Genomic DNA, 18,785 nt, shown 5'->3' on the forward strand with positions numbered 1-18,785 from the left:
TCAAGCATCGCCGTTCGAGGACGAGTCGTCGAATTCGAACTCGAATCGCGCCCCGCCGCTTTCGCTTTCGACTGCGGTAACCGACCAGTCGTGTCCGGTAGCGACCTCTCTGACCACCCAGAGGCCGATTCCGAGTCCGGCCGCGGACGAGGAGACGGACGGGTCGAACAGCGTCTCTTTGACGTCGTCCGGAATGCCGTCACCGTCGTCCTCGACGTAGAATCCACTGCGGTGGCCGTCGTCCGATTCGAGCGAACCGATCCGAACCCTGACCGTCGAGTCCGATCCGGACCGACCGTGTTCGATCGCGTTCCGAAAGAGGTTCTCGAGCAGCCGAAGCAACCGCGGTCTGTCCGCCTCGACGGTCATCGTCTCCGCGACCGACAGCTCCGCCCGATCGGTCGTGACGTGCTCCCAGGCGTCATCGGCCGCGCTCTCGAGGTCGATCGATTCGATCTCGGACGCCCACTCTCCGCCCCTGGCGATCGCGAGGACGTCCTCGATGATCGACTCCATTCGATCGAGGCCGCCCCGGACGTTCTCTACGTGTTCGAGCGAATCGGTTTCCTCGATCACGTCGAGATAGCCCTGTGAGACGCTCAACGGATTTCGCAGGTCGTGACTGACGATCCGTGCGAACGCGTCGAGGCGTTCGTTTCGCTGTCGAAGTTTTCGTTCCCGACGCTTTCGCTCGGTGATGTCGCGGACCACGCCGACGGATCCGAGAAACGTCTGGTCCCGGACGATGATCGCGACCTGGGCCTCACAGGGGATCGTCTCGCCGTCTTTGGTCTCGAGGGAAAGCTCGACCGTGTCGGTCGTTCGATCGGGATTAGCGTCGAGCAGGGACCGAATCGTCTCTTCCCCGGCCTCGACGCTTTCGTCGTCGACCAGCATCGAGGCGTGCTCTCCGAGGAGCCCTTCGCGACTGTAGCCGGTCATCTCGACGAGCGCGTCGTTGACCGTCATGAAGTGGCCCTCGTCGTCGAAGACGTACATTCCGTCGCCCGCCGTCTCGACGAGCTGTTCGTAGCGCTGCAGCGCACGCTCGCGCTGTTCGAGTCGACCGTGGACCGCGATCGTCTCGAGCGCGTGCGAGGCGACGTCCGCCGCCGACCGGATCGCGTCTCTATCGGCACCCGATAGCGCCTCGAGTGCGTAGACGACGAAGACGCCGTAGCGTTCCCCGCTCGAGGTCAACGGCGCGACGGCGACCGCCTCGACGCCGCGTTCGCGCGTTCGAGAGCCGAAGGGGACGCCGTCGAGATCGTTCTCGAGTGGCTGTGCGACCTGGAGCGATCGGCTGCGGATCGCTCGATCGAGCAACGGATATTCGTCGTCGCCGACCGCGAACGTTCGCCGGAGCGGACACTCCATCTCGGCGGACGCCGAGAGCCACGGAACGATCTCTCGCTCGCCGCGGTCGTACTCGCCGACCCAGGCGAACAGAAATCGGCTGCTGGCCGTGAACGCCTCCCGAAGGACCCGCTCGACGGTGAGCGGAGAGCGGACGTCGGCCAACTCCCGTCTGACCGCGTCGACGATCCGTTCGCGTTCGTCCGCCGGCTGAGCGTCGATCGCATCGACTGGCTCCGTGACCGCCGGTTCGGTTCCGGCTTCGATCCGGGCCGTAACGACGTCCGCGATACGACTGGCCGACCCGCCGTCGTCGGTCTCCACGTTCACCTCGTCGAGGACCGCGACGGCGTCGTCTCCGTCGGTCCAGTGAACGAAGACGGGGACGTCCGATTCGATCGTCTGGACCGTACTCACGATGGTCGGAACGTCCTCGATCGTCCGTCCGTCGACGAGGACCGCGTCGATCGACTCCCCCTCGAGACGGGCGACGGCGTCCGACGATCCGTGAGCGATCACGACGTCGACCGGTGCGTCCGTCAGCGAGAGCGTGATCGACGCTCGCGTCGTTCGATCGGCGCTCGCACAGAGGACGCGCGGTCGACTCATACTGATCTCCTGTGTTCGGTCATTGCTCGGCTCGTGTTACCTGCCTGTCGGTTCCGTTTTCGTCGGACGCTTTCGACGGCGAGGAAAACTGCGTCGTCCCGGCCGTCGCTGATTATGCACAGTTGACGCTCCGAACCGTGAATCTGTTGGCCACACTGTGTTGTCGTCGCACACTGTTGGGTGGCGTCACGGCGACTGCCTGTAGACCAGGTTTCGTTGGACCTCGTTGGCGCCTTCGTAGATCACCGGCACGCGAGCGTCGCGGTAAACCCTGGCGATCCGGCGGTCGTCGAGGACGGATCGCCCGCCGTGAAACTGCATCCCCTGTTCGGCGACCGAGACGGCCGTCTCGGTGGCGTTCGTCTTCGCCATCGCCGCCCAGTAGCCCGCGTTCGCTCCGCCTTCGACTTTTTCGCACGCGCGCCACGTGAGTGCTCGAGCGCTCTCGAAGTCGATCAGCATGTCAGCGAGACCGTGTTGGACCGCCTGAAACTGGTTTATCGTTCGACCGAACTCCTCGCGGTCGTGGGTGAACTCCCAGGCTTCCTCGATGGCCGCGGCGGCGAGTCCCAGGCCGTGGCCCGCGACGACGACGCGACCGTGATTGAAAAACTCCGCGAGCATCCAGAAGCCCGCACCCTCCGTTCCGATCAGATTCTCCTCGGGAATACGACAGTTCTCGAGCGTGATGTGGGCCTGCTTCGAGGCTCGCATCGCCATTTTCTCGGGGATGTGTTCGGCCTCGTAACCGTCCGCGTCCGTCGGGACGATGAACATCGAGTGGTTCCCGTACCGGTTGGTTTCGTCGTCGCCCGTTCGGGCGTACAGGGTCACCCAGTCGGCCTCGACGCCGTTACCGATCCAGTACTTCTCGCCGTCGAGAACGTACTCGTCGCCGTCCTTTTCCGCGCTGGTCTCCATGCCCGCGAGGTCGCTGCCGGTCTCGGGCTCGGAGACGGCGAGCCCCGAGAGCTGCTCGCCCTCCGCGACCGGGCGGATGTACTCCTCGCACTGTTTCTCGGAGCCGTACTCGTAGGTGATCTCGCAGCCGAAACTCGCGAGCTGGAGCGTCAGCCCGATTCCCGCGTCCGCTCGGTAGAACTCCTCGGTGATCGCGAGCAACTGCGACAGATCCAGTCCCCGGCCACCCCACTCCTCCGGGATGTCCGCCGCGACGAGACCCGCCTCCTGACCCGCCTCGAGCACCTCGTGGGGATACTCGCCCGACTGGAAGTACTCTTTCGCGTTCGGTTCGATGTGTTCGCGTGCGAACTCCCGCGCTCGGGCTTTGACGTCGTGGGCGCGCTCGGGGACGATGGTGTCGTCGAGCAACTCCATACCGCCACTCTCCACGGCGACGGGAAAATAGCTCGTGGGTGAGGCGGATCGTCCCGGACCGCTAGCCGTCCTGTTCGTGCTCGCGGAGGACGGTCGCAACGGTGTTCGATACCTCTTCGATGGCGGCGTCGTTCGTCTTTCGGAGATCGCCGTCCCGAGCCCGCTCGAGGTGTCGAAGCGCCGCTCGAAGGTGACGTTCGGTCTGGGTTCCGTCGGATTGGGTCATCGTCGTCGGGGCCGGGCGTAACCGATTCGCACACGTAAATTCGTCGGTCGAATCCGTCCGTCCCGCCGGCCGACCGGGCCACCGACGGCTTCAAGTTCGACGGTTCGAATCGACGTACAACGATGGCACACTCAGCACGTTCGATCGGTTTGGAGACGCTTCCGGAACTCGGCATCGCTCGGGCGGTTTCCGGCCGAACGGGGCGAGCGTCGTGAGGGGATTCGTCCTCGGCGGCGTCCGCTCCGGCGTCGGCAAAACGGTCGCGGCGCTCGCGATCGTTCGGGCGCTCGAGGACGCCGGCTACGACGTCCAGCCCGCGAAGGCCGGCCCCGACTTCATCGATCCGAGCCACCACGAGGCCGTCGCGAATCGACCGTCTCGAACGCTCGACGTCTGGCTCCAGGGAACCGACGGACTCCGGCGAAACTACTACCGCGGCGAGGGCGACGTCTGCGTCGTCGAGGGCGTCATGGGACTGTACGACGGCGACGGCTCGAGCACCGCCATGGTCGCGGAGGCGCTCGAGGTTCCGGTCGTGCTCGTCGTCGACGCCGCCGCGGGGATGGAAAGCGTCGCAGCGACCGCGCTCGGCTTTCGCGAGTACGCCGACGCGATCGGTCGCGACGTCGAAGTGGCGGGGATCGTCGCCCAGCGAGCCCACGGCGGTCGCCACGAGGCGGGCATCCGCGAGGCGTTACCCGACGGGCTGACGTACTTCGGCCGGATTCCGCCGAGCGGCGACCTCGAGATACCCGATCGACACCTCGGCCTCGAGATGGGCGACGAAGCGGCGCTTCCGTCCGAGGCGCTACGCGAGGCGGCCGAGACGCTCGAGGCCGAACGGTTGGCCGAAGTCGCGACGGAGCCGCCTCGCCCGGACGCGGCGGCCGATTCGGTCGCCGGATCGACCGACGCCCGGATCGCCGTCGCCAGCGACGCCGCCTTCTGTTTTCGGTATCCGGCGACGATCGAACGGCTGCGCGAGCGCGCCGACGTGGTCTCGTTCTCGCCGATCGCTGACGATCCGGTTCCCGACTGCGACGGCGTCTACCTGCCGGGCGGCTACCCCGAACTGCACGCCGACGACCTGGAGGCGACCGGGACGCTCGCGGAACTGGGCGATCGAGCCGGCGAGGGACTGGCCGTCTTCGGCGAGTGTGGCGGATTGATGGCGATGAGTCGATCGTTGACGACGACCGACGGCGACCGGTACGAGATGGCGGACATTCTGCCGGCCGACGTGACGATGCACGACCGCTACCAGGCGCTGAATCACGTCGAACTCGAGGCGACCGACGCGACGCTCACCGCCGGGCGGGGCGAGCGGCTTCGGGGCCACGAGTTTCACTACTCGAGCGCCGACGTGGACGACGACGCCCGGTTCGCTTTCGAGACCGTCCGCGGGGACGGCATCGACGGCACCCACGACGGTCTCCTCGAGCACGAATCGCTCGGCACCTACGCCCACGTCCACGCCGAAAGCGGTGCGTTCGATCGGTTTCTCGAATCCGTCTCGCGGTGAGGCGGTCGAACCGCCCAGTCAGCTCTCGTCTCGCGGACCGTCGTCTACGGCTGATTTTCGATTCGTCTTCTCCCGATCGCTTTCGTTTCCCTCCAATCCCAAAACGGTCGCACACGCAAGGCAAACCACCACAACGCTTTCTCTCGTTCGTGTTCCCGGATAATGACCGCGGGACAAGAAGACGGCGGGACCGAGAGGCGATCGGAACCCACCGCCGCTGACGGCGACGATTCGAGTCGTTTCGGAACCGATCCGGGGCCGCCGAGGCCGCCTCGAGCGATGACAGATGGCGGCCAGTCGGCAGTCGAACAGGACGAACAGAAATCCGACGAGACCGAGGCCAGCGACGGCTCCGACGAGAGCGATGCAGGCGGCGCTGAGGACGAAAGTGCAGATGAATCGGCTGACGACGAAAGTGCGGAGGAATCGGCTGACGACGAAGAGAAGTCGACCGACGAAAGCGAAGAAGAATCCCCCGACGAGACGGAGTCGGAGTCCGAGGACTCGACCGATGAGGCGGAAGACGAAGCGGACGAGGAAGACGAAGCAGAAGAGGGGGCGGATGAAGAGGACGAAGCAGAAGAGGGAGCGGACGAGGAGGACGAGTACCACGTCGAGGACGCCGAAGACGTCTACGAAGACGACGAGGCGTCGGGCGTGCTCCACCTCGATCTGGACGGGCTCTTTCTCGACCTGCTCGGCCTCGAGGTGAACCTGAATCCGGTGACGCTCGACGTCTCGGCCCGTCCGGGGGAGAACAACCTGCTCGGAAACCTCCTGTCGACGGTCACGGGACTGTTGGACGGCCCCTCTGCCGTTATGGATCGCGTGAAGTCGCTGCTCGGAAAGCCGAAGGAACTGCTCGTCGGGCTGGCGAGTTCGATCAAAGAGCGCCTCGCCGGGTTGCTCGGGAAGCCTCGAGAGTGGGCGAGCGGTCTCACCGAGGACCTCGGACCCGACGTCGGCCTCGGGATCGGAGGCGACGACGGTGAAAGCGGAGAGGATGAGGGAACGAGCGACGGCGGCGTACTCCGTTCGATCGGCTCGTGGCTTCGGTCTCTCCCGTCGGCGATCGGCGGCTGGCTCAAGGAGCGACTCGCGTCGCTCGTTCCGAGCCTCCCGATCGAGGAACTCGTGGCGACCGTCGTTCGCGAGATCGCTCGCGAACTGATCGAACAGCTCGAACCGGACGAAGAACCAACCGACGAGGCGGAAGCCGACGCGGAATCCCAGGCGGAGGCAGGCTCATGAGCCAGGAATCAGCATCCGAGACCGAAGCGGAATCGAGTTCCAAATCACTGACCGACCGAATCGACTACGGGCGGATTTCGGACAACGTCGACGTCGAACAGCTCGTGGAAGGAACCCAGTGGGAAGACCAGGTCGACGGCGACGAGCCGCTGGGACAGACGATCGGCGGACTGGTCGGAGCCGCGATCGGTCGGACGATCGGCGAGCGCCTGGGCCAGACGGTCGGCGAGCTCGTGATGGACGAACTGCTCGGTTCGAAAGAGGAAGCGGAAGAATCGGTCGAAGACGAGGACGAAGAGGCGGAAGACGAAGCCGCCGAAGGCGAAGACGAACAGCAAGCTGACGACGAGGACGAAGAGACAGCCGAAGGCGACGAACTGTCGGCGGACGAACAGGAGTCCGCCGCCGAAGACGAAACGGAGTCGGACGACGGCTCGAGCGCGGAGGCGAGCGACGAGGATGACGAAACCGACGATCAGGACGGTGGCGAGGAGGAGTAATCGTGCCGCTGGAATCACTCGACGCGTCTCGAGGTGATCGCCGTGAGTGACGAATCGGAGCTGAAACAGCTCGTCACCGAGGAAGTCAGCGATCAGATCGACGTCGCCGACGTGCTCGGCGACGGATCGATCGAGGAGGGAATCGACGGCGGAGAAGTCGGTGCGTCCGTCGGACGATCGGTCGGCGAACGCGTCGGCCGAGAACTCGGCGCGTCGATCGGTCGAGAGATACAGGAGACGCTGACGGCGATGCTCGAGGACGAGGACGCCGACGACAGGGAGCTGCGCTCTGCGCTCGCGACGTCGGTCAAGGACGCGATCAGAGACACCATCGACGAGAGCGGTGCGAGAGAGCCGCTCGAGTCGGTGGTGGAGGCGATGACCGACGACGAAGACGCGGATACGAGCGACGAAGAGGAAGCCGCCGACGAGGAAGAAGAGACGGATGAGGGCGAGGAGGAAGCCGCGGCCGATGGCGACGAGGGAGAATCCGGTCCGTCGGCGGACGACCTCGAGGATCTCAAGCGGGAGACGCTCGAGGACTTCCTCGGAATGTTGTCCTACCAGGAGCTGCAGTCGATCGCCAAGGACGTCGACGTGAAGGCGAATCTCAGCCGGGAGGAGATGACCGGCGAGATACTCGAGACCGTCTCGGACGAACGAGAGCTAGCGGCGGAGTCGGAGGGCGATTGATCCTCCACGAGCGTCGAACGAGTCCACACTTTCGATTCAGATGAGCACAGAACTATCCCAGCGGGTGAGCGACGTACTGGACGACGCGGACGTCGCTGGCGGATCGATGGCGTCCGGCGAGCGGGCGGACGATTCGGGCGACGAAAGCGCCCGAGACGTCCTCAAAGCCGCCGAGGAGGCGCGCGCGATCGTCGACGAGTCCGATCCCGACGAGGTGCTCGCGGCGGTCGGCCTCGACGCGTTCTCGGACGGAAGCGAGCCCGAATCGATCCCCGACGCGATCGCTCGCGGGGATCCGGAGCGCGTCGAGACGCTACAGCGACTACTGCGACTCGCGAAGCTTGCGGGCGAGGCCGATCAGGCGGATCTCGAGGCGGTTCGTCGCTCACTCCGAGAGACGAGCACGGAAGCGAGCGACGGCGATCGGAGCGACGACCGACCGGAACGCGATTCGGGAGGTGAGCCAGCCGACGGAGACGACGATAGCCAGATGGACGGGGACGCCGATGACGGGAACGCCGACGACGAAAGCGACCCCGGCGACACGGCCGTCGACGCCCTCGAGGATCGACTTCGGTCGGCCGTCTCCGCCTCTGTCGAGGAGTTCGGACAGGACGTCGACAGGCTACAGCAACTACTCGAGGACGCGAGGTCGAACGCGACGAACGAGGACGACGGCGACGAGGACGACGGCGACCGGGATGGAGCGGACGACGGCGACGAAGTCGCCGAAGACGACGCGAAGGACGACTCGCGCTCTCCGTTCGGCGGGGAGCGAACCGGCAGCGGCGGCTCGAGGGGTGTCGTCCGTCACTCCACGGTGGCTCGGTCGCCGTCGGATCGAGCGGACATGCGATCGATCGGGCGCTTCTCGACGATGCCGGACCGCCAGTGACATCCTCCCCGTCGTAAACGGTAGACGCCGATTCAACGCGAACGGCGAGCAAAGCTGGTCGTCCAACCATTTGCATTGCAGCGCTCCAACGATCCACGCGAGAAAGAGAGCGAAGAAACGCCGCTGTTGGCGGCGTTTCTGAGCGGTTCCACTCGGTTGCGGCGTTCCGACCGATCAACTCGGTCGAACCGATCATCCTCTTATCCGTAGTCAGTCACAACGACGAATTCGTGGAAGACACGCGTCGAGATCGGCGGTTTATCGGGCACTACACCAGCCGAGACGAGCACGTTTGCGAGGACCCACAGATTGTACATCGAAACCGCGAACAAGAAGTAGAACAGCCGCACCGAGAACGTCGGCGACGACGTTCTCGGGAGAAAGTCACCGATCTGGCGGTAAGAGGTCTCAATTCCCCAGCGGCGGCGTTCCGCCGCCGCGTACGCTTTCGCTGCCTCAGCTTCGAGCTCGAGATTCGTGACGAACCAGACGTGCTCGTCCTCGGTTGATCGATGTGGAACGGCAAACACAGTCACTGCAACTGAGGCAGTCGGAGCACGCTTTCGTTGCATGAGATAGTCATCGACGACCGTCTCAGCGCCGACGCTGAGACGGGCTTTCATCCCCTTACTCGGGCGTGCACGAACGATGTAGTCGACGTCAAGCTGTTCGAGTTCCGCAACGCCGTGAACTTGGTAGAAACCTCTGTCGAGGTAGACGTGTCTGATCGAGACGTACTCTCGTGCCGTTTCGAGCAGCGAGCGAACGGCTTCGCGCTTTTCGCGAAAGCCGTTCGCCTCCAGCGCCAACACGTCAAGCGTAAATCGCGTTCCTGGTGCGACGATACAGATCGTCGCAAAACAGTACGTTCGATTGGTTCCCTGGTCGGGATAGGTGATCAGGACGTGGTCAGTGTCGGCGTCGCCGTAAAACCGCCATTGGTGGAGATCGATCGCAACATCGACACAGTCGGGCAAGAGTCGTTGTTTCCGAAGAATCTCGAAGAGGTCGTCGCGGACGCCATCGAACTGGTCGTCGATGGCGTCCGCCTTCAAGTTTCGGAGATGGTAGAGCAATGATTTTGCGAGCCCGTTGCGAGCCGTCATTGAGTTGGCACGTTTTCCCAGCTGTATCGGCAAACTCTTGTTCGAAGGCGACACGAGAGAGGACTTTCTGGAAGTCCTCTCTCGTATAGCTCCCACAGGGTTTGATACCAAAGTCAAGCGCTGGGTAAACGACGGTTGAAGCGGCGCGACAGACCCGTTTTGCTTCAACTGTCTTGACCATAGCCACCCTACCAGCAACGGCGCAAATTAGGTTCGGCGTCTACTGTAAAGGACGGGATTCTCTCGCTGTTTAAAGATAGACGTCGGCGACGATCGGGCTACCCGCCGTCTCGCCGGTCGTCGAGGAACAGTCGAATGCCCATGACGGGAATGAACAGAAAGAACGCCAGCATGACCGACGCGACCATGATCGCGTTGAGGTACTCCGGGGAGAGCTGGGGCGGTAACAGCCAGCTGGCGAGGACGATTCCGCCGATCACGGAGACGACGACGAGTGCGACGAGATCGGATCGGTTGACCGGTACCTCCTCCGTCATGGATACGTTTCTCTGGGTATTCGTGGTACTAGTACCCACTGATCGTCGTCCGCCGTCCACAGACCGCGGCGACGCGAATCGGAGTGAAGCTCCTCGATCGAGGCCCGCGATTCGGGGGCAGTTCTTTCAGCCGACGGGGCGTACGGACGGATATGTACGAGTCGATTCTCGTGGCGACCGACCACAGCGACGACGCGTCCGCGGCGGTAGCGCACGGCGTCGAACTCGCGAATCGATTTGACGTCCCGCTGTACGCGATCGCCGTCCTCGAGTCCCGAACCGAGTACGACAACGCGATCGTCGACCCGGCCGAGGTCGAGCGACGCCGGCGAGAAGACGCCGAATCGTCGCTCGAGGAACTCGCCGAGCGCGCCGCCGACGCCGAACTCTCGGTCGAAACGGAGATTCGATCGGGCGTCCCGCACGAGGAGATCATTTCCTACGCCGACGAACGCGACGTCGGCGCGATCGTCGTGGGTTCGCGCGGTCGGTCCCAGTTCAGACGCTCGCTGCTCGGGAGTACCGTCGACGCGGTCGTCAGGCTGGCGGATCGCCCGGTCGTGGTCGTCGGAACGGATTCCTAACGGAATTCGACCGACGGCGGAGCCGAACATTTACCACTGCATGTCATGTGTGGTAGCTGTATGACGCTACTCGTTCCGTTTGACGCATCGGAGCTAGCGACGAACGCCCTCGACAGAGCATCGACGTTCGGCAACCTCCTCGGGGAGGAAGTGGTCGTGCTGACGGTGATTCCCGCCGACGCAGAGTACGCGCGAAGCAGAAACTGGATCACGATGGGCGAACCGTTCGACGCGGACGCGATCGAGTCGGGACTTCGGTCCCGGGCCGAAGCCGTCGCACCCGAAGCGACGTTCAGAACCGAGCGGGTGAGTTCCGACGAACCGACGGCGACGGCGACGACACAGGTCGTCCGCGAGATTCGCCGCGTGGCCGGGGAGATCGACGCTAGCGTCGTCTTCATCGGCTCGGAGAACGCCGGCTCCGTGATCGCACCGCAGTCGAGCGTCGGCAGCCCGGTGGCGAACGACCAGCGGTACGACGTCTACGTCGTTCGCGAGCCCAGCGACGAGGCCGATCCGACCGATCTCGCGGACATCGACTCGACGACGGGGTGACCGCGCCGTCGGCGTTCACAGCGGTATCGACGCAGTGACTCCCGTTTGCGGTCGACGGAAACTGCCCGTTCCCGAACCGCAGCATCGAACGAGAAGACGAACGAAGAAACGACGAACACGCTTGCGAACGCCGATTTCCGCCGACGAACGGTTCGAGGGGACACGCCCAAAACGCTGCCGGCAAAAGTCCTTATGACGCTGGACGCGTTGTCTCTTGGAAATGCCATCGGCCCCGGATTCGGATCTCGATTCGGACGTTCGTACTCGGATCAGACAGCAGGAGGTCGTGGCAGAACTCGGACAGCAGGCGCTCGAGACCGACGATCTCGATCGGTTGATGCACGACGCCACGGCCGCCGTCGCGGAGACGCTCGACAACGAGTACGCCAAAGTCCTCGAGTTGCTGCCCGGCGGAGACGAACTCTTGCTCAGACGCGGCGTCGGCTGGCAGGACGGTCTCGTCGGCGATGCGACGGTACCGACCGAACGGGGATCGCAGGCGGGGTACACGCTGCTCTCGGAGGAACCGGTCGTCGTCGAGGACCTCCGAACGGAGGAACGATTTTCCGGATCGGAGCTACTGATCGACCACGACGTCGTCAGCGGGATCAGCGTCGTCGTCGGTTCGGTCGAGGAGCCGTGGGGGGTGCTGGGAACGCACGCGACCGACCGCCGGGAGTTTACGGAACACGACGCGAACTTCGTCAAAAGCGTCGCGAACGTCCTCGCATCGGCGGTCGAGAACACGCAGACCGAACGGCGGTTCGAAGCGATTTTCGAAGACCCGAACATCCTCGTCGGGCTGCTCGAGCCGGACGGGACGGTCGTCGACATCAACGAGACGGCGATGGAGTACGTCGACGCGACGCTCTCCGACGTGACCGGCGAACCGTTCTGGGAGACGCCGTGGTGGGGAAACGGAGACGACGTCCAGAGCGACGTGAGGCGGTGGACCGAGCGCGCGGCGGCCGGCGAGTACGTCGACTTCGAGGCCGATCTCACCCGTCCGAACGGTGAGCGCTACACGCTCAGCGGCTACTTCAGACCGGTGAAAAACGACGACGATGACGTCGTCTCGATCATCGTCTCCGACCGCGACGTCAGCGAGCGTAAAAAGCGAGAGCGACAGCTCAGAAAGTCCGAACAGCGATACCGAACGCTCGCGGAGAACTTCCCGAACGGGATCGTCACGATGTTCGACGCCGACCTGCGGTACACGCTCGCCGCCGGTCGCGCGTTCGAGGACCTGCCGGTCTCTCCGAACCACGTCGAAGGCGAGCGTGTCCGGAACGTGTGGCCAAACGAGGTCGGCGACGCGCTCGAGGCCGCGTTCCGCGCCGCCCTCGACGGGGAGACGCGAGCGGTCGAGATCGAGTACGCCGACCGGGAGTGGGTCGTCCGCGTCGTCCCGCTCACCGACGACGGAGGCGCGGTGTTCGGCGGCGTGACGATGGCCCAGGACGTCACCGAGCGGAAGGCTCGCGAGCGCGAACTCGAGCGGGCGCTCGACCTCCTCAACAAGACCGAACGCATCGCGGAGGTCGCCGGCTGGGAGGTCGATCCGGAGACGATGGAACCGTACTGGTCGGATCACCTCTTCGACCTCCTCGACGTCTCCTACGACGAGCAGCCGTCGCTCGAGGAGGCACTCGACGTCTACCACACCGAGGAGGATCGAAAGATCGTCGAGAACGCCATCGAGGAGGCCCTCGAGTCCGGCACGCCCTTCGACGTCGAGACGCGGTTTCCCAGGCCGAAGGGCGACGTCGGGTGGCTCCGCATCCAGGGCGATCCCGAGGTCGAAAACGGCGAGGTCGTGACGCTCCGCGGAGCGCTGCAAGACGTCACCGAGCGCAAAGCCAGAGAGCAGCGCCTGGAGGAGCTGATCGACAGACTCGAGGCGTCCAACGAACGGTTAGAGCAGTTCGCCTACGCGGCCTCCCACGACCTCCAGGAGCCGCTGCGGATGGTCTCGAGTTACCTCCAGTTGCTCGAAAGTCGGTACGACGACGTTCTCGACGACGACGGCGAGGAGTTCCTCGCGTTCGCCGTCGACGGCGCGGATCGGATGCGCGAGATGATCGACGGGCTGCTCGAGTATTCTCGGGTCGACTCGCGAGGCGATCCGCTCGAGCCGGTCGATCTGAACCGCGTCTTCGAGGAGGTGGTGGCAGATCTACAGGTTCGGATCGGCGAGACCGACACCGAAATCGTCGTCGACGAGCTTCCGCGAGTCGAAGGCGACGCCAACCAGCTGCGTCAGCTCGTTCAGAATCTCCTCGACAACGCGATCACCTACAGCGGGGACGATCCGCCCCGAATTCGAGTCGAAGCCGATCGGCGGGGCAGGAAGTGGACGATCTCGGTTCACGACGAGGGGATCGGCATCGATCCAGACGATCAGGATCGGATCTTCGAGGTGTTCCAGCGACTTCACAGCCGCGGCGAGTACTCCGGAACCGGGATCGGGCTCGCGCTCTGTCAACGAATCGTCGAGCGCCACGGCGGTCGCATGTGGGTCGACTCCGAGCTCGGCGCGGGATCGACGTTTTCGTTTACACTTCCGGCGGCCGACTGAATTGCGCCGATCGTGGTACCTCGAATTCGGTCGGATCGCCGGGTGGTGGCGGGATACGTCGATTCGAGTGCCTTCTATACGAGCTGCTGTATGCCATTTCGGCTGCACCCGCGGACGATTCACGACCGTGCTGGTGAATTGATACGACAGCCAGTATCGCTCGTCCCCCAACGTGGTGCGCAAGATTCGTCTGTATCGAATCGAGATACTCGCGTATTCCTGTCCGTCACGATCGAGAAGATGTATTCTCTCGCCGCAGAAGACCTTATACCGTATCACCGGATAATGGGGGTGAATGACTTCTGCTCCTCGACCGGATGCGGATTCGGACGTCGATACCCGCATTCGCCAGCAGGAGGTCGTGGCCGAACTCGGACAGCAGGCGCTCGAGACCGACGATCTCGATCGGTTGATGCACGACGCCGCGGCCGCCGTCGCGGAGACGCTCGACGCCGAGTACGCGGCGGTCTTCGAGTTGTTTCCCGGCGGCGACGACGTCCTCCTTCGACAGGGAGTCGGGTGGCGAGACGGTCTCGTCGGGAGCGCAACGGCGTCGACCGAACGAGACTCGCAGACGGGCCAGACGCTGCATTCCGAACGACCGATCATCGTCGACGACCTCCGAACCGAGGACCGGTTCTCCGGGTCGGAGCTGCTCATCAGCCACGACGTCGTCAGCGGAATCAGCGTCGCCATCGGCTCGTTCGAGGAGCCGTGGGGGATGCTGGGAACGTACGCGACCGACCGTCGGGAGTTTTCGGAACACGACACCAACTTCGTCACGAGCGTCGCGAACGTGCTTGCGTCGACCATCGAGAGCAGGAAAACGCGGGACGAACTCGAGGAGATGTACGGGCGTATCTCGGACGCGTTCTACGCGCTCGACGAAAACTGGGAGTTCACGTACCTCAACGACCGCGCCGAGGAGCTGATCGATTTCACGGGGGACGGTCTCGTCGGCGAACACGTCTGGGACACGTTCGAGTGGGCGGACGACTCGAAGCTCAGAACGGAGTACGAACGAGCGATGGAAACGCAAGAAGCGACGTCGTTCGAGCTGTACTATCCCGAGCCGCTCGAGACGTGGTTCGAAGTTAACGCGTTCCCCTCTGAAACCGGCTTATCGGTGTATTTCCGCGACGTCACGGAGCGCAAGGAGACGGAACGGGAACTCAGAGCGAACAATCGGACCCTGCAACGACTCTACGAGATTACCGCGGACCGAAACCGTTCGTTCGAAGAGAAGGTCGATCGCTTACTCGAGCTCGGCCAGGATCGACTCGGACTCGAAATTGGGTTCGTGGCGAACATCGACGCCGACGAGAACCGCTTCGAGATTACGCACGCGATCGGTGACGACGACCGCCTGCGCCCCGGCGCAGTAGCGCCGCTGTCGCAAACGTACTGTCGGCGCACGATCGAGTCCGACGACCTTCTGGTTCTTGCCGACGTCCCCACCGAGGGATGGGCGGACGATCGAGCCTACGAGCAGTGGGATTTCGACGCGTACGTCGGCGGGAAAGTTCACGTCGATGACGACCTCTACGGAACGGTCTGCTTTGCCGACGACGCTTCCCGAGACCGACCGTTTACTCCCGCGGAAACGAGGTTCGTGCGACTGGTTACGCAGTGGCTCAGCTACGAACTCGAGCGCCAGCACTACCAGCGGGAACTCGAGGAGCTGGTCGTGGAACTGGAGGAATCGAACGAACGGTTAGAGCAGTTCGCCTACGCGGCCTCCCACGACCTCCAGGAGCCGCTGCGGATGGTGACGAGCTACCTCCAGTTGCTCGAAAGTCGGTACGACGACGTTCTCGACGACGACGGCGAGGAGTTCCTCGCGTTCGCCGTCGACGGAGCCGAACGAATGCGCGAGATGATCGACGGGCTGCTCGAGTACTCGCGGGTCGATACGCAGGGTGATCCGTTCGAGCCGGTGGATCTGGAACATCTCGTCGAGGACGTTCAGGAGGATCTTCGCATGCGGATCGAGGAAAGCGACGCTCGGATCACGACCGGCGATCTTCCGCGCGTGGAGGGCGATGCCAGCCAGTTGCGACAGGTTCTCCAGAATCTCCTCGACAACGCGATCACCTACAGCGGGGACGAATCACCCGAGATTCGCGTCGACGCCGAGCAGCGAGGACGACTGTGGCGCATCTCGGTTCACGACGACGGCGTGGGTATCGATCCCGACGATCAGGATCGCATCTTCGAGGTGTTTCAACGACTCCACAGTCGGGACGAACACTCCGGCACCGGAATCGGACTGGCACTGTGTCGACGAATCGTCGAACGCCACGGCGGCAGCATCCGGGTCGACTCCGAGCCCGGCGGGGGGTCGACGTTCTCGTTTACGCTTCCGGCGGCCGACTGATGCGGTCTGCCGTCCGGCAGGTTCGGCCCGCCCGCGGGCAGGCTCGGGTGCCCCGGACGACGACGGAGCGTCCGAGCTGCTCGAGGTGCAAATTGGGACACTGTGGACGTCATCGTCGGTCGCCGTTCGAGGCCGTCCATCGATCGACCGCAGACGCCGTCGACGTCTCTCGTTCGGCGATCGTTGACGATTCGAGTTCGACGGGTACCCATCAATGTACTGAACGTTAATTATTTAAATCTATACTAGATTAGATTTATTACACATCGTATTGGAATTCGGGCGAGGTATGGACGACGACAGTCCCTACACGATCGATCGACGAAGCGTGCTGAAAGCAGCGTCCACGTCGGCGGCTACCCTCGGTATCGCAAGCGGCATGGCGAGCGCGAGCGACGACGACGTCTCGCTCGCCGAGTACGAGGCGGCGGATCGAATCCGGCGCGTCCTGGACGAGGAAGCCGACCAGTTACTCGAGGAACTCGAGGCGGAGGGGTACGTCGATTCTGACTCACTCCCGTCGCTCCAGCCGACCGAAGGGAACGTCTCCCGATACGGTCGTTCCGGCACGCAGGTCCAGCGTGCCGAAGTCGACGGCGAGACAGTCCCTCGGATCGCCCTGGTCACCGAGTCGGATGCGTACACGACTGAACTGCACGTGTATCCGGAGGCAGGCGGCACGCGAGCACTGGTCGAACCGACCGACGAGAGCGACGGATCGCTCGAGGTGTTCACCGTCGACGGAGACGAGGTCACGGCCAGCGACTGCTGGACGCTCGACGATCCCTACTGCGATATGGACGGTTGTCCCACTCCCGAGGTCGAGCTGTTCGAGATCGTCATGTGTATCGGTGGGAGCTGCATGCAGGGCTCGCGAATCGGCTGTGAGGTACTGACGACGAGCTGCCACGAGAGCCTGCCCTGCTGATACGACATACCCGCCGTCGTCGCTCGCCGGCACCCCTACGAGCGGCGGTCAGACCAGTAGCGAACCCGTCGTGCTACCGCGACGAGACGTCGTCTTTTTTCGCTCGAGCGAAGACCACTGGTTGCCGTCGCTCACGAATTCGTTCGCGAGACAATGCGCGGACCGGGATTTGAACCCGACTGCGAGACGGTCCTGCTCACCTCACTGCGTTCGGGTGCGCGGGCTGTGATTCGCGTGATTCGAATCCCTCGTCCGCAGCGATACCGCTGATACTCTCGATAGCTGCCGTACTTGATCACCGATTCAGCCCGCCAGCGCGGGTACTGGAGGCCCTCGCGCCAGTGAACCTGCTCAAGCAGGTTCGCGGCGCTCACCTCCGACCGAAACACGTCAACTGGGAACATCGCGGAGTGATGCTGATGCATCACCTTTGCCCGCTACGCTTTCACAGCGCCAGCTCCGTTCGACCAATACTCTGCTTCCGAAGAGCGTTCTTTGATCTCTGACAACGGTGCGTCGCAGTTCGGCGGTGATGCATTCTCCGGGCTGTTGATACTGTAATTTCAGGCGCTTGTTCTTTTCCCGGATCGAAGGAGGTGGAGGAAGGGGGAAGCAATTTTATCTCTGTGGGTACAATGTATGTACAGGTGATCGACGTGGGAACGACACGGGTCAACTTCCGGCTTCCGAAAGAACTCCTCGAAAAGGCGGATATCGCAGCCGAAGTAACGCATACGAACAGGACCGAGATCGTCAAAGAAGCGCTCCGAGAATACTTCGAAGAGATCGAGGACGACGACCGGTTCAACGAGGCAGTCGTCGAACTCTACCTCGACGACCAGATCGGTTTCGACGTCCTGAAAGAGTTCGTCGGCCGCCAGGATGCCGAAGCCGTCCAGGCCTCCAAAACCATCCTGGATCAGGGCGACGGACTTGCGGACGAACTCGCAGACCTGTAGGGTCCCGCCAGAATGATTGTCGCCGACACGAGCGCACTTATCTCGCTGGCTACCGCAGACAGTCTTTCACTCGTTCTCGAAGAGTTTGATATTCATACGACTGAATCGGTGATCAAGGAGGTAGAAGATACTGCGGGGTACGACGACGTGCACGGTACTGCCGCCAGGAACGTGCTTGACCGGAGACGGGGCTTCACAGTACACACCGTCCAAGAGCCGGATTTCACGTCTTCACGGGTCGACAGCGGCGAAGCAACGTGTATACTTTGCTGTCGGAAACTCGAGGCCGACTTCCTGATCTCGGACGATCTTCGGGCGCTTCCCGAACTCCAGAACCTGACCACAGCCACGGTCGCAATCTCACCGATCGTACTGAACGCACTGGTCAAACGCGACGTACTGGAAAACGAAGACGCAGTAGATCGGGTAGAAACGCTCGCGGAGAACCGTGACTGGCTCGAGTCACCGATCTACCGGAGAGCCCGTGACATTTTCACCGAGTAGCCGGGAAATGGAGTGTCGTTCTTCCGTAGGAGATTGTTGATCCAGGTGCGTTGCTCGTCTGTGTGACTGAGATCTACATGTGGAACAGTTCCTGAGCAGTGACTCATAGGGATCAGCAGGCTAGTTCATATCTTCTGGACGCGTAGAGAGTCTCATGACGACGTGGGGCGGAAAGTTGGATGATGTTGATGAGGAGCAGTTGCGCCAGCAACTGCGCACGGAAACTGATGCGAAGGCGATCAAACGCCTCACGTGTGCGCTGCTGTACCGACAAGGTAAATCACCGGCAGAGATCGAGCAGTTGCTC

The 18,785-nt window shown here is 63.3% G+C and carries 17 protein-coding genes and 1 pseudogene; 12 read left to right on the top strand and 6 right to left on the bottom strand.

Annotated features, from left to right (window positions below):
- The 3 genes from EA472_RS08290 to EA472_RS22430 form a co-directional block, all read right to left on the bottom strand.
- Positions 1-1,965, bottom strand: coding sequence for a PAS domain S-box protein (locus EA472_RS08290; RefSeq protein WP_124191033.1), 1,965 nt, complete (start codon positions 1,963-1,965; stop codon positions 1-3).
- 186 nt (positions 1,966-2,151) lie between these two features.
- Complete coding sequence (locus tag EA472_RS08295) at positions 2,152-3,303, bottom strand: acyl-CoA dehydrogenase family protein (protein ID WP_124191034.1); 1,152 nt, start codon at positions 3,301-3,303, stop codon at positions 2,152-2,154.
- 61 nt (positions 3,304-3,364) lie between these two features.
- A complete protein-coding gene (locus tag EA472_RS22430) occupies positions 3,365-3,529 on the bottom strand; it encodes a hypothetical protein (RefSeq protein ID WP_165874853.1) in 165 nt (54 codons plus the stop codon).
- Between the two features lie 211 nt (positions 3,530-3,740).
- Here EA472_RS22430 and EA472_RS08300 point away from each other — a divergent pair, with 211 nt between their 5' ends.
- From EA472_RS08300 to EA472_RS08320, 5 genes are all read left to right on the top strand, one after another.
- Positions 3,741-5,051, top strand: coding sequence for a cobyrinic acid a,c-diamide synthase (locus tag EA472_RS08300; RefSeq protein ID WP_124191035.1), 1,311 nt, complete (start codon positions 3,741-3,743; stop codon positions 5,049-5,051).
- A gap of 162 nt (positions 5,052-5,213) precedes the next feature.
- The gene (locus EA472_RS08305) at positions 5,214-6,302 is read left to right on the top strand and encodes a hypothetical protein (RefSeq protein WP_243637801.1); all 1,089 of its coding nucleotides are present in this window, start codon (positions 5,214-5,216) and stop codon (positions 6,300-6,302) included.
- Positions 6,299-6,802, top strand: a complete 504-nt coding sequence (locus tag EA472_RS08310; RefSeq protein ID WP_124191036.1) for a hypothetical protein — start codon at positions 6,299-6,301, stop codon at positions 6,800-6,802. The genes EA472_RS08305 and EA472_RS08310 overlap by 4 nt, the downstream gene beginning before the upstream one ends.
- A gap of 42 nt (positions 6,803-6,844) precedes the next feature.
- Positions 6,845-7,495, top strand: coding sequence for a hypothetical protein (locus EA472_RS08315; protein WP_343205504.1), 651 nt, complete (start codon positions 6,845-6,847; stop codon positions 7,493-7,495).
- 40 nt (positions 7,496-7,535) lie between these two features.
- On the top strand, positions 7,536-8,390 hold the full coding sequence (locus EA472_RS08320; RefSeq protein ID WP_124191038.1) for a hypothetical protein: 855 nt from the start codon (positions 7,536-7,538) through the stop codon (positions 8,388-8,390).
- 200 nt (positions 8,391-8,590) lie between these two features.
- Here EA472_RS08320 and EA472_RS08325 read toward each other — a convergent pair whose 3' ends face one another.
- Complete coding sequence (locus tag EA472_RS08325; RefSeq protein ID WP_243637802.1) at positions 8,591-9,496, bottom strand: transposase; 906 nt, start codon at positions 9,494-9,496, stop codon at positions 8,591-8,593.
- Positions 9,497-9,774: 278 nt separating this feature from the next.
- On the bottom strand, positions 9,775-9,993 hold the full coding sequence (locus EA472_RS08330) for a hypothetical protein (protein WP_124191039.1): 219 nt from the start codon (positions 9,991-9,993) through the stop codon (positions 9,775-9,777).
- Positions 9,994-10,145: 152 nt separating this feature from the next.
- On the opposite strand from EA472_RS08330, the gene EA472_RS08335 reads away from it, so the two are divergent.
- The 5 genes from EA472_RS08335 to EA472_RS08355 all read left to right on the top strand — a co-directional run bounded on the left by EA472_RS08335 (position 10,146) and on the right by EA472_RS08355 (position 17,015).
- The gene (locus EA472_RS08335) at positions 10,146-10,577 is read left to right on the top strand and encodes a universal stress protein (protein ID WP_124191040.1); all 432 of its coding nucleotides are present in this window, start codon (positions 10,146-10,148) and stop codon (positions 10,575-10,577) included.
- A 60-nt stretch (positions 10,578-10,637) separates the two neighbouring features.
- The gene (locus EA472_RS08340; protein ID WP_124191041.1) at positions 10,638-11,132 is read left to right on the top strand and encodes a universal stress protein; all 495 of its coding nucleotides are present in this window, start codon (positions 10,638-10,640) and stop codon (positions 11,130-11,132) included.
- Between the two features lie 220 nt (positions 11,133-11,352).
- Positions 11,353-13,710: an ATP-binding protein gene (locus tag EA472_RS08345; RefSeq protein ID WP_124191042.1), complete on the top strand. Its 2,358-nt coding sequence runs from the start codon at positions 11,353-11,355 to the stop codon at positions 13,708-13,710.
- A 295-nt stretch (positions 13,711-14,005) separates the two neighbouring features.
- Complete coding sequence (locus EA472_RS08350) at positions 14,006-16,087, top strand: GAF domain-containing sensor histidine kinase (RefSeq protein ID WP_124191043.1); 2,082 nt, start codon at positions 14,006-14,008, stop codon at positions 16,085-16,087.
- Positions 16,088-16,376: 289 nt separating this feature from the next.
- Positions 16,377-17,015 (top strand): hypothetical protein, encoded by a 639-nt coding sequence (locus tag EA472_RS08355; RefSeq protein ID WP_124191044.1) that lies wholly within the window; start codon positions 16,377-16,379, stop codon positions 17,013-17,015.
- Positions 17,016-17,269: 254 nt separating this feature from the next.
- Here the strand turns inward: EA472_RS08355 and EA472_RS08360 are convergent.
- Positions 17,270-17,419, bottom strand: a pseudogene (locus tag EA472_RS08360) (IS1595 family transposase); the annotation flags it as partial.
- A gap of 252 nt (positions 17,420-17,671) precedes the next feature.
- Here EA472_RS08360 and EA472_RS08365 point away from each other — a divergent pair.
- Positions 17,672-17,974 (top strand): ribbon-helix-helix domain-containing protein, encoded by a 303-nt coding sequence (locus EA472_RS08365; protein ID WP_124191065.1) that lies wholly within the window; start codon positions 17,672-17,674, stop codon positions 17,972-17,974.
- Positions 17,975-17,986: 12 nt separating this feature from the next.
- Positions 17,987-18,478: a hypothetical protein gene (locus EA472_RS08370; RefSeq protein ID WP_124191045.1), complete on the top strand. Its 492-nt coding sequence runs from the start codon at positions 17,987-17,989 to the stop codon at positions 18,476-18,478.
- Positions 18,479-18,785: the final 307 nt, after the last annotated feature.

It is taken from the genome of Natrarchaeobius oligotrophus, from assembly GCF_003841465.1.
Classification (GTDB): Archaea; Halobacteriota; Halobacteria; order Halobacteriales; family Natrialbaceae; genus Natrarchaeobius; species Natrarchaeobius oligotrophus.